The 11,826-nt window shown below is 67.6% G+C and carries 9 protein-coding genes; all 9 read left to right on the top strand.

The features are described 5' to 3' along the window. Window positions 1-206: 206 nt before the first annotated feature. Window positions 207-2,423, top strand: a complete 2,217-nt coding sequence (locus tag ACWF9G_RS13785) for an MMPL family transporter (protein WP_452515522.1) — start codon at window positions 207-209, stop codon at window positions 2,421-2,423. Window positions 2,424-2,523: 100 nt separating this feature from the next. After that, on the top strand, window positions 2,524-3,600 hold the full coding sequence (locus ACWF9G_RS13780; protein WP_452515520.1) for an alpha/beta hydrolase: 1,077 nt from the start codon (window positions 2,524-2,526) through the stop codon (window positions 3,598-3,600). A gap of 47 nt (window positions 3,601-3,647) precedes the next feature. Beyond that, window positions 3,648-5,234: an MFS transporter gene (locus ACWF9G_RS13775; protein WP_452515518.1), complete on the top strand. Its 1,587-nt coding sequence runs from the start codon at window positions 3,648-3,650 to the stop codon at window positions 5,232-5,234. A 563-nt stretch (window positions 5,235-5,797) separates the two neighbouring features. Continuing rightward, window positions 5,798-6,964: a chaperone MoxR1 gene (moxR1, locus tag ACWF9G_RS13770; protein ID WP_452515516.1), complete on the top strand. Its 1,167-nt coding sequence runs from the start codon at window positions 5,798-5,800 to the stop codon at window positions 6,962-6,964. Window positions 6,965-6,987: 23 nt separating this feature from the next. After that, window positions 6,988-7,944 carry a DUF58 domain-containing protein gene (locus ACWF9G_RS13765; protein WP_379306628.1) on the top strand — a complete coding sequence of 319 codons (957 nt, stop codon included), beginning with the start codon at window positions 6,988-6,990 and terminating at the stop codon, window positions 7,942-7,944. After that, window positions 7,941-8,945: a VWA domain-containing protein gene (locus tag ACWF9G_RS13760; RefSeq protein WP_189023421.1), complete on the top strand. Its 1,005-nt coding sequence runs from the start codon at window positions 7,941-7,943 to the stop codon at window positions 8,943-8,945. The genes ACWF9G_RS13765 and ACWF9G_RS13760 overlap by 4 nt, the downstream gene beginning before the upstream one ends. Window positions 8,946-9,029: 84 nt before the next feature. Further along, a complete protein-coding gene (fabG1, locus tag ACWF9G_RS13755) occupies window positions 9,030-9,746 on the top strand; it encodes a 3-oxoacyl-ACP reductase FabG1 (protein ID WP_452515514.1) in 717 nt (238 codons plus the stop codon). Between the two features lie 74 nt (window positions 9,747-9,820). After that, window positions 9,821-10,657, top strand: a complete 837-nt coding sequence (gene inhA, locus ACWF9G_RS13750) for an NADH-dependent enoyl-ACP reductase InhA (RefSeq protein ID WP_189023417.1) — start codon at window positions 9,821-9,823, stop codon at window positions 10,655-10,657. Between the two features lie 26 nt (window positions 10,658-10,683). Further along, window positions 10,684-11,742, top strand: coding sequence for a ferrochelatase (locus tag ACWF9G_RS13745; protein WP_452515513.1), 1,059 nt, complete (start codon window positions 10,684-10,686; stop codon window positions 11,740-11,742). Window positions 11,743-11,826 lie beyond the last annotated feature (84 nt).

The following is an 11,826-nucleotide window of genomic DNA, read 5'->3' as shown; positions in this document are numbered from 1 at the left end:
GCCCATCCCATGGTTCGGTACCGCGATCGGTCCGTCGTCGGCGCATCGCTAACACGCAGGTCATCGCGTCGCAGCACGCTCCGACTACTCCCTACGACACATAGACAGCCGAGACAAGCCGCTGAGAACCTGAGCAAGCGCTCGTATCCCCACGGGGGTACTGGTTCGTGCTCACCTACCGACTCGACCCCGAAGGGGATCACTCCATGATTGGCAAATTGGTCACTCGATATCCACGAAAGGTCTTGGTCGGCGCGTTCATCGTGTTCATTCTGTTCGGCGCTGTCGCCGCGGGGGCGATGGACGCGTTGACGCAGAGCCGCTTCGAGTCGGCTACCGCGGAGTCCGCGGATGCGGAGCGAATGCTGGCCGAGCAGTTCGGGACGGGCACGCCGAATATCGCGGTGCTCGTCACGCCGGAAGCGGGCCGGTCGGTCGATGATGCCGATATCGCCCGTGCCGGAAGGGATTTCACCGAACTGCTGCGGGCTGAACCAGGCGTCGAGGACGTGACGTCGTACTGGGACGCGGGATCCTCGCCCACGCTGGCGAGCGAGAACCGCGGCGAGGCGTTGATCCTCGCGTGGGCGCCCGGCAGCGCCAACCACGTACGCAATGAGCTGCTGCCGGAACTCGAGAGCCGTCTCGTCGCGGCCGACGAGGCGGCCACCCAGGTGTCGGTGACCCTCGCGGGCAGCGACCAGGTGTTCCGCGCGGCGGCCGTGCAATCGCGTCAGGACTTCCTGCGCGCCGAAATGCTGATCCTGCCTTTGGTGTTCGGCCTGCTGTGGCTCGTCTTCCGACGTGTTGTGCTCGCCCTCGTCACGATCGGCATCGGCCTCTTCTCGGTCATCGGCACGTTGGCGATCCTGCGCATCATCGCCGGCTTCACCGACGTCTCGCCGTTCGCGGCGAATATCGCGCTCACGATGGGTATCGCGCTCGGTGTCGACTACGGCCTGTTCCTGACCTACCGCTTCCGTGAAGAGCTGGCCGCCGGCCGTGAGGTCGCGGACGCGGTGAGCTCGGCGCTGCGCGCCGCAGGCCACACGATCGTCTTCAGCGCCGCCACCGTCGCGGCGGGACTGGCCGCGTTGTTCGTGTTCCAGTTCCCCTTCTTGTCCTCGTTCGCCTATGCAGGGATCGCCGTGGTCGCCACCGCGTTGATCGGTGTCGGAGTGATCCTGCCCGCCACCCTCACCCTGCTCGGTACCCGCGCGCTGCCGCGTAACCCGCAGCGTGCCAATTCCACGGCGACAGGGCTGTGGGTGCGGGTGACCAGTGCGGTGATCCGAAGGCCTGCTCTCGGTGGCGCGGTCGGCCTGATCGCGCTTCTGGTACTCGGTGCGCCCGCGCTCGGCGCTCAGTTCGGAGCCCCGGACGACCGGGTCCTGCAACCGTCGCAGCCGGTTCGCACGGTCTACGACACGATCCGGGCCGAGTTCCTCACCGAGGACGCCGACGCCGTCGCCGTCGTCGTACCCGATGCTGGTCCCGATTCGATCGGACAGTACGCGGCGCAACTGTCGTTGGTGCCGGGTGTCCTCCGCGTCGACAGCGCGCTCGGCACCTATGTGCAGGGCACGTCCACCGGACCGGGTGACCCGACCACTCGCGCACGATTCACCGCGGAAGACGGTACGGGAACCTGGCTCTCGGTCCTGCCGACCCGGGATTCTCTCGATGAGGGCGTCAATCACTTCGTTCGTGACATTCGAGCCACACCAGCGCCCGCGGAGGTGATCGTGGGTGGCTCGCCCGCGATGATGGAGGACTACATCGACGGTGTCGTCGATCGGTTCCCGCTCGTTGGCCTGCTCATCGCGTTGGTGACCTTCCTGATCCTGTTCGTGATGACGGGGTCGGTGATCGCTCCGCTCAAGGCGACCGTGTTGAACATGCTGTCGCTCTCGGTCATGTTCGGTGTGCTGGTGTGGGGCTTCCAGGACGGGAACCTCTCTGGCATCCTCGACTTCACCCCGACCGGCCTGATCGAGCCGAGTATCCCGATCCTCATGTTCTGCATCGCCTACGGCCTGTCCATGGACTACGAGGTCTTCCTGCTCTCCCGGATCAAGGAGGAGTACGACCGCACCGGTGATGCGAATCAATCAGTGGTGCAGGGTATTTCCCGCTCGGCTCCGTTGGTCACGGCCGCGGCGCTGATCCTGGCGATCTCCTTCGCTGTCTACGCGACCAGCGGTGTCACCTTCCTGCAACAGCTGGGCCTCGGCATGGCGTTGACCGTTCTCGTCGACGCGACGATCGTCCGGGGCATCCTGGTGCCTGCCTTCATGCGACTGGCCGGGCCGTGGAACTGGTGGGCGCCCGCGCCGCTGCGACGCCTGCACGCCCGTATCCCCGTCAGCGAACCGCTGTCGGTAGTCAAGCCCGTCGAAGCACAGCCGGTAGCCAGTTCTTGAGCATCCGATAGTCACTGTCACCCGCCGTCGCCGGACGGCAATCCCTGTGCGCTGAATGCTTGTCGGCGCACTGTTACAGGAGTCAGTAGTGAGTGCTGCAATGAGTCGTGTCCGAAATCTCCTCCTAGGCATCGCGGTAGTCGTCTCAGCCGCCACCGCGGTCACCGCGCCCGGCGCCTCCGCGCAACCAGGTGGTCCCGCCGTCCCCGCGGGTGTGGTGGATATTCCTGTCGAGTTCCGTGTAGTCAATGTCAACCAGACGCAGGTCCCGTGCAGTGGCGACGGCGGGACCTACACGATCGCCGGACACCTGACCGCTCCGCGCGATCAGCTCGACGGAGATGGTGCGATCACCCTGTACGAGCACGGCATCGCGGGCGGTGAATGGTACTGGCGGCTACCGGTATCGGGTTATCACCATTCCTACGAGATGGCCGCGCGCGGCCACGCCTCACTGACCATCGACCGCCTCGGCTACGACCGTAGTGATGCTCCTGCCGGCACGGGTATCTGCATGGGCTCGCAGGCCACCATGGCGCATCAGATCGTGCAGGCACTGCGCAGTGGCGACTACGTCCGGGGCGACGGCGCCGTGGCGCCCAGATTCGACAAGGTGTTCCTCGCCGGGCAGTCCAACGGCGGGCAGCTCGCCGAAATCGAGGCGTACAGCTTCCGCGACGTCGATTCGATCATCCTGATGGCGTGGGTCGACCGCGGATTGACCCCCGAGGTATATCCGCGATTCTTCGTGGCGGCAGGCCAGTGCGCGGCCGGCGGTTCCCCGCACGAGAAGGATCCGAGTCGGCGCGGCTACGTGTACTTCGATCAGGGGCGCGAGGAGTTCGAAACCGGAAACTTCGACGGGATAGATCCCGCCGTCCTGGCCGCCGCCCTGCCCCTGCAGAACCAGCATCCGTGCGGCGACATGATGAGCCAGGGGCAGGGGCTGGCCCTGAATATCGCCAGGGCGGGAGAAATCACCGTGCCGGTGCTCGGCATGTACGGCGAACGTGACCGCCGCGTGACGGCGGGCATCGAGGCGGGCGCCTACTTCACCTCCGCACCGGAGACCAAGGCGGTCGTCATCGAGGGCGCCGGGCACTACATCGGCCAATCTGTCGATCCCAGCAGGGTTTTCGACCCCTTGGCCGACTGGCTCGACAAGTACTCGGACTGATGTCGGCGATCAGTCTCGAAGCCCGAATGTAAAGGGAAGGGTCCGCAGTGGAAATCCGGAAGGCCGGCGCTGCCGGGGTGAGTGTCCACCGGTGGTGGACACTGGCCACGGTCTGTGCCGCAACGTTCATGTTGATGCTCGACCTCACCGTGGTGAACGTCGCGATGCCCGCCATCCAGGTGGATCTCGACGCGACCTTCGGTGACATGCAATGGGTCATCGATGCCTACGCGCTGGGGTTGGCCGCGTTTCTCCTGTCGGCGGGGTCACTGGCAGACCGCGTAGGTCGGCGGAAACTGTTCGCCCTGGGTCTGGTTGTGTTCACCCTGGCCTCGGTGGCCTGTGGTCTGGCCACAGAACCGTCGTTGCTGATCATCGCTCGCGGGGTCCAGGGAGTCGGCGCCTCGATCCTGTACGCCGTTGGCCCGGCGCTGATCGCCGCCGAGTTCCACGGCAGGGAACGCGGTAGCGCCTTCGGAATCTTCGGCGCCACCGCCGGCGTCGCCGTCGCCGCCGGGCCCCTGATCGGTGGGGCGCTCACCGAGCTCGATTGGCGCTGGGTGTTCTACATCAACCTGCCGGTGGGGCTGCTCGCGCTGCTGATCGTCTTGACCCAGGTGCCCGAAAGTGCCGGACGCGGCGACCGTCCCACCGACTACGCAGGCCTCGGTTTGCTGTCCGGGGGATTGTTCACCCTGGTCTTCGCGATCATCCGGGCGCCGATCGTCGGATGGATCTCGCCGACCACGGCGATCGTGCTGGTCGCATCGCTCGCGCTGCTGATCGGTTTCGTCGTCGTGCAGTCCCGGATCAGCCACCCGATGCTGGACCTGGCGCTGTTACGCAACCGCACATTCGACGCTCTGTCCGCCGCGACATTCACGATCAACTTCGCCGTACTGCCGGTGATCCTGTTCGGTGTGCTGTGGATGCAGGGTGTGCTGGGACTGTCGGCGATCGAAACGGGCATCCGGTTCCTGCCGTTGACCGTGATGCTGCTCCTCGCGGGCGCCGTCGGCGGTGTCCTGAGCGCGCGGGTGCCGACGAATCTGCTGATCGGTGCGGCACTGGTGCTCACCGGGGCGGGTTTTCTGCTCTTGCTCGGAATCGATACGAACGACAGTTGGACGGCGGCGTTGGTTCCCTTCCTCGTCGCAGGCCTCGGCATGGGGCTGTTCAATCCGCCGCGGGCCAACGCGTCGGTGGCCCTGGTCTCCGCCGATGACTCCGGCATGGGCTCCGGAGCCAACGAGACCTTCCAGCAGGTCGGCGCCGCTCTGGGCATCGCGGTGCTCGGCGCGGTCGCGCACGCATCGATCAACACGGCCCTGTCCGAGCAACTCGGCTTGTCGGATGCCGCGTTGGAGACGGCTTCGGACGCGGTGGCGGCTGGTGCGATCGAACCGTTCGTAGCCACGGTGCCGCCTGATCGAGCCGACGCTGTCGGCGCGGCCGCCGCCGACGCGTTCCTCGGAGCGTTCGCCGAGGTCGCGATGATCGGCGGAATCGCCTGCGTCGTGGTCGGCGCGGCGGCATTCGTCCTGATTCGCCGACGCGACTTCGTCCTCGACCCCACCGCTCCCGCCGGTCTCGAATCGCCGAGCCAGGCCGCGGAGGAGACGCCGGTGCATTGATCCGCCGACGAGCTGCCGCGTGACCCGGAATTCCAGGTCACGCGGCATCCGTCCGATGACATAGGACCTGTCGATACCGATTGCAGCAAACTGCGAGACAACCAGGTGCGAGGAGAGCCGCAGGAAGATCATCTTCCTCGACGGAAATGCTCCGGCAGGTCGGCAGTCGTCGATGAACAGAAACCGGCATCCGGCGATAAGCCACAGAACCGCGGCGCTCCCGCCGGAATTACTGATGAGCTGTGTTTTCAAGGGTGCGGACAATGCCGTCACGCGCTCACCTCGGTATTCGTCATCGCCGAATCCGGATTGTTGCGGTGGTTGGCCAGCGCGCCGCAGATCATATTGCTGACAAGTTGCCGTGAGGATCGACGCGACCGTGGGTATCCAGGCGGGTGCCCGCGTCGCGCGGTGCGGCCGACGCTGGACATGCGTAGGGTGACGGGCGACCGGGCCCGGCGGTAATACGACGAATTCACGTCCACTCCTGGCCGGTTGCGGCGCGCCGGGCTGTTACCTGGAATAGTTGGTGCCGCACGCACAGGACCAAAGCGAAAGCGGGGATGTTGGTGACTTCGACGGAAGGTGTGAGCGGGCCGAAGCTGGCGAAGGACGCCGGATCGGCAACGCCGAGCACCCTGGAGCGTGACGTCCAGACTCTCGAGAAGGCGATCTACGAGGTCAAACGGGTCATCGTCGGTCAGGACCGGCTCGTCGAGCGGTTGCTCGTCGGCGTGCTGTCGCGTGGTCACGTGCTGCTCGAGGGTGTGCCCGGCGTCGCGAAGACCCTCGCCGTGGAAACCTTCGCCAAGGTCGTCGGCGGCTCGTTCTCCCGGGTGCAGTTCACCCCGGACCTGGTGCCGACCGACCTCATCGGTACCCGGATCTATCGCCAGGGTCGCGAGGAGTTCGACACCGAGCTCGGTCCGGTCGTCGCCAACTTCGTGCTCGCCGACGAGATCAACCGCGCGCCCGCCAAGGTGCAGTCGGCACTGCTCGAGGTGATGGCCGAGCGCAAGCTGTCGATCGGCGGCAAGACCTACCCCATGCCCGATCCGTTCCTGGTCATGGCGACCCAGAACCCGATCGAGAGCGAGGGCGTCTACCCGCTGCCCGAGGCCCAGCGCGACCGCTTCCTGTTCAAGGTCGTCGTCGACTACCCCTCGGTCGAGGAAGAGCGCGAGATCATCTACCGGATGGGCGTGACCCCGCCGGAGCCCAAGCAGATCCTGGCGCCCGAGGACATCATCCGGCTGCAGAAGCTGGCCGCGAACGTCTTCGTGCACCACGCCCTGGTCGACTACGTCGTCCGCGTGATCACCGCGACCCGCACGCCCGCCGACTTCGGCATGGCGGATGTGGCCAGCTGGATCGCCTACGGCGCTTCCCCGCGTGCCAGCCTCGGCATCATCGCCGCCGCGCGCTCGGTGGCCCTGATCCGCGGCCGCGACTACGTGGTGCCGCAGGACGTCGTCGAGGTGATCCCGGATGTGCTGCGGCACCGCCTGGTGCTGTCCTACGACGCGCTCGCCGACGAGGTCACCCCCGAACACGTCATCAAGCGGGTCTTGCAGACCGTCGGTCTGCCGCAGGTCGCGCCGCAGGCCGTCGGCGGCCAGGCCGCCCCGCAGCAGCCCGCGGTACCGCAGCCGCCCGCCCAGCAACAGCCCGTCCCACAGCCGGTGAACGGGCAGCAGTCCCAGCCCGCCGGCCACGTCGCGCCCCAGTGAGTGCGCCGGAACCCGTTGTCCGCGTGCCCCTGTCGTCGCACGCGCCGCCGTCGTTCCGTGCCGGTGAACTGACCGACCCGAAGCTGTCGGCCGCGCTCAAGACGCTCGAACTGACGGTGCGGCGCCGCCTCGACGGCGTCCTGCACGGCGACCATCAGGGACTCATCCCCGGACCGGGCTCGGAACCGGGCGAGGCGCGCCTGTACCAGCCGGGTGACGATGTGCGGCAGATGGATTGGTCGGTCACCGCCCGCACCACCCATCCGCACGTGCGGCAGATGATCGCCGACCGCGAGCTCGAGACCTGGCTCGTCGTCGACCTGTCGTCGAGTCTGGACTTCGGCACCGGCCGGGTACAGAAGCGCGATCTCGCCATCGCGGCGGCCGCGGCGATCACCCACCTCACCTCCGGTGGCGGCAACCGCATCGGCGCCGTGGTCGCGACGGGTCAGGATCTCGTGCGCATTCCGGCCCGCAGCGGTCGCCTGCACGCGCAGACCATGCTGCGCGGCATCGCGACCACTCCGCACGCCCGCGACGGCGTCCGTGGCGACCTGAAGGCAGGCATCGAATCGCTGCGCCGTCCGCAGCGCAAACGCGGTCTGGCCGTGGTGATCAGCGACTTCCTCGGTGACGTCGACTGGCAGCGGTCCCTGCGCGCGATCTCGGCGCGCCACGACCTGCTCGCGGTGGAGGTGCTCGACCCGCTCGATGTCGCCCTGCCCGACGGCGGCGACGTGGTGCTGCACGATCCGGAATCCGGGCGCACCCGCGAGTTCAGCGTCACCCCCACGCTGCGGGCCGATTTCGCGGCCGCGGCCAAGGCCCAGCGTGAGCAGGTGCAGCTGGCGCTGCGCAACTGCGGCGCGCCGGTGCTGTCCCTGCAGACCGATCGGGACTGGATCGCCGACGTGGTCCGGTTCGTGTCCACCCGGCGCCACAGCCTCGGCGCCCCGAGCGGGCGGGTGCCTCGCCAGTGAGTATTTCGCATTTCACGGCCGTCGTCTGGCTCGGTTTCCTCGCGGTCGTCGCCCTGCTGGTGCTCGGCTATGTGCTGGTGCAGCGCGCCAGGCACAAGCGGATGCTGCAGTTCGGCAACATGTCCGTGCTCGAGCGGGTCGCCCCGTCGCGGCCGAGCCCGATGCGGCACGTGCCGATCGCGCTGATCCTGGTCGGCCTCGTGCTGCTGACCATCGCCGCCGCCGGTCCGACCGCCGTGCAGAAGGTGCCGCGCAACCGGGCCACCGTCGTGCTGGTGATGGACGTGTCGCTGTCGATGGAGGCCACCGACGTCGAACCGAACCGGTTGCAGGTCGCGCAGCGGGCCGGTAAGGAATTCGTCGACGGCCTGACACCCGGCATCAACCTCGGTTTCGTCACCTTCGCGGGCACCGCGTCGGTGATGGTGTCGCCGACGACCAACCGCGAAGCCGTCAAGCACGCGATCGACAACATCAAGCTGGCCGAGCGCACCGCGACCGGCGAGGGCATCCTGACCGCCCTGCAGTCGATCGACACCCTGGCCGCCGTGCTCGGTGGCGCGGAGACCCCGCCGCCCGCGCGCGTGGTGCTGATGTCGGACGGCAAGCAGACCGTGCCCGACGACAAGGACGTGGACAACCCCCGCCACGGCTTCACCGCGGCCAGGCTGGCCAAGAACAAGAACATCCCGGTCTCGACCATCTCCTTCGGCACCGAATGGGGCACGGTCGAGATCCCGGATTCCGACGGCAAGGGTTCGCAGCGGGTGAAGGTGCCCGTCGACAACGCCTCGCTGCAGGAGATCGCCAAACTGTCCGGCGGCGAGTTCTACACCGCCTCCTCGCTGGCCGAACTGCGCGCTGTCTACGACACGCTCGAGGAACAGATCGGCTACGAGACCACCCGTGGCGACGCGAGCAGACCGTGGCTGTTGCTCGGCATGCTGTTCATCGCCGCAGGCGTCGTGGTCAGTTTGCTCTATCGTCAACGCCTGCCCTAGCAGCCCCTGCCCCGCGTGGTGAGTCGTCGCAGTGGCGCGACCCTGACGCGGGGCACACGAACCGGAACAGATAGGTTGGACCCTATGTCGAACGTCACATCCCGCTCGGTCCTGGTGACCGGCGGTAACCGCGGTATCGGTCTCGCGGTCGCCCAGCGCCTGCTCGCCGACGGCCACAAGGTCGCCGTCACGCACCGCGGATCGGGGGTGCCCGATGGCCTGTTCGGCGTGAAGTGCGATGTCACCGACAGCGAGTCGGTCGACCATGCGTTCACCGAGGTCGAGGAGCACCAGGGCCCGGTCGAGGTGCTGGTCGCGAACGCGGGCATCACCGACGACACGCTGCTGATGCGCATGACCGAAGAGCAGTTCGAGCGTGTCATCGACGCCAACCTCACCGGCGCCTTCCGCTGTGCCAAGCGCGCCAACCGTGCCATGCTCCGTGCGCGCTGGGGCCGGATGATCTTCCTCGGCTCCGTCGTCGGTCTCGGCGGTGGCCCCGGTCAGATCAACTACGCCTCCTCCAAGGCGGGCGTGATCGGTATGGCGCGCTCCATCACTCGTGAACTGGGCTCGCGCTCGATCACCGCGAACGTGGTCGCGCCCGGTTTCATCGAGACCGACATGACTGCCGAGCTGCCCGAGGATCTGAAGGAAACCGCCAAGAAGTTCATCCCGCTGGGTCGCCTGGGCCAGGCCGAGGACGTCGCCGCGGTGGTCAGCTTCCTGGCGTCGGAGGACTCGCGCTACGTCACCGGTGCCGTCATCCCGGTCGACGGCGGCATGGGCATGGGTCACTGACCCGCTAACGGATCGCACCGCGCCGCCGACAAGGTGGTGGCAACCATACTGATCTCAGGGAGAACCGAAAACTCATGGGCGGACTGCTCGAAGGCAAGACCATCCTGGTCACCGGCATCATCACCGACTCGTCGATCGCGTTCAGCGCGGCGGCGGTCGCGCAGGAGCAGGGCGCGAAGGTGATCATCACCGGCATCCCGGAGCGGCTGCGGCTGATCGACCGCATCGCCAAGCGCCTGCCGCAGGAGGTGCCGCCCGCGATCCCGCTGGACGTCACCAACGAGGAGAACCTGGGCGCGCTGGCTGACGCCCTGCGCGAGCTGGCGCCCGAGGGCATCGATGGTGTGCTGCACTCGATCGCCTTCGCGCCCAAGACCCTGATGGGCCCGGAGGCGGTGCCGTTCCTGGAGGGCCCCGGCCCCGATGTGGCGAAGTCCTTCGAGATCTCCGCGTGGAGCTACGCCTCGCTGGCCCGCGCCGTGCTGCCCGTGATGAACGAGGGCGGCTCCATCGTCGGGATGGACTTCGATCCGCGCGTGGCGATGCCGTACTACAACTGGATGGGTGTCTCCAAGGCCGCGCTGGAGTCGGTGAACCGGTACGTGGCCCGGGAAGTGGGCTACGCCAAGAAGATCCGCTCCAACCTGATCGCCGCGGGTCCGGTGAAGACCCTCGCGGCCAAGGCCATCGCCGGTACCGCCACCGACGACGCGAAGCAGCTGCGTCAGCTGGACGAGTACTGGGACGGTGCGTCGCCGATCGGCTGGGACGGCGCCGACGCGCGCGCCGTCGGCAAGTCGATCGTCGCGCTGCTCTCGGACTGGCTGCCCGCCACCACCGGCTCGATCATCTACGTCGACGGCGGCGCCAGCCACAACATGTGGTTCCCCGAGGGCTTCACCGCCAACTGATCAACGACACGAAGGAGGCGCGGACCGTGTCCGGCTCCGCCGACGCACTGCTGCTGCTGTCCTTCGGTGGCCCCGAGGGCCCCGAGGACGTGATCCCGTTTCTGGAGAACGTCACTCGGGGCCGCGGGGTACCGCGCGCGCGGCTCGAGGAAGTCGCCGAGCACTACCTGCATTTCGGCGGTATCTCGCCGATCAACGCGCTCAACCGCGACATCATCGAAGCGGTCGAGGCCGATCTCGCCGATGCCGGGCTCGACCTGCCGGTGTATTTCGGCAACCGCAACTGGCATCCCCAGGTGGAGGACACCGTCGCCCGGATGACCGCAGACGGCGTGCGGTCCGCCCTGGTCTTCCCGACCTCGGCGTGGGGCGGCTACTCGGGCTGTCGCCAGTACGACGAGGACATCATCCGCGCCCGCGCCGCCGTCGGTGCGGGCGCGCCCGAACTGGTGAAGCTGCGCCAGTACTTCGACCATCCGCTGCTGATCGAGTCCTTCGCCGACGCGATCACCGCTGCGGTACAACAGATTCCGGCCGACCGGCGGGACGCCGTGCGCCTGGTGTTCACCGCGCACTCCATCCCGCTCTCGGCCGACATCGCCGCGGGACCACCCGCCGACGGTGGTCGCCTCTACAGCAGGCAGGTCGCCGAGGCGGCCCGATTGTGTGCCCTCGCAACCGGTTTCACCGACTACGACGTGGTGTGGCAGTCCCGGTCCGGCCCGCCGCAGGTGCCGTGGCTGGAACCCGACATCGTCGACCATCTGGATGTGCTGCACGGCAAGGGAATCAACGCCGTCGTCGTCTGCCCGGTCGGCTTCGTCTCCGATCATCTCGAGGTGATCTGGGACCTGGACAACGAGGCATCGGCCAGGGCCGCCGAACTCGGCATGGCCTTCGCCCGCGCCGCGACACCCGGCACCGACCCGCGCTTCGCCCGCATGGTCGTCGAGCTGATCCAGGAACGGGTCGGCGGGGGAGCGGTGCGTGAACTGGGCGAGGTTCCCGGGTACGGATGCACCGTCGACGGCGCCCTGTGCGCGCCCGGCTGCTGCGCGCCACCGTCGCGCCCGGCCCGGCCATGAACACAACCGGATAAACATTCGCCGAGCTACCGGTGTGTCGGGAGTACGCTTTTCCGGGACTGTGATCGACAGATCGGAGGACTT

The sequence above is a fragment of the Nocardia sp. NPDC055029 genome (genome assembly GCF_053608525.1).
This window is presented reverse-complemented; position numbering and strand designations above follow the sequence as displayed.

Bases quoted from the DNA above. Each gene is read 5' to 3' on its own strand.
- ACWF9G_RS13785 (WP_452515522.1), top strand. From the start codon at position 207: ATGATTGGCAAATTGGTCACTCGATATCCACGAAAGGTCTTGGTCGGC.
- ACWF9G_RS13780 (WP_452515520.1), top strand. From the start codon at position 2,524: ATGAGTCGTGTCCGAAATCTCCTCCTAGGCATCGCGGTAGTCGTCTCA.
- moxR1 (WP_452515516.1), top strand. From the start codon at position 5,798: ATGTTGGTGACTTCGACGGAAGGTGTGAGCGGGCCGAAGCTGGCGAAG.
- fabG1 (WP_452515514.1), top strand. From the start codon at position 9,030: ATGTCGAACGTCACATCCCGCTCGGTCCTGGTGACCGGCGGTAACCGC.
- inhA (WP_189023417.1), top strand. From the start codon at position 9,821: ATGGGCGGACTGCTCGAAGGCAAGACCATCCTGGTCACCGGCATCATC.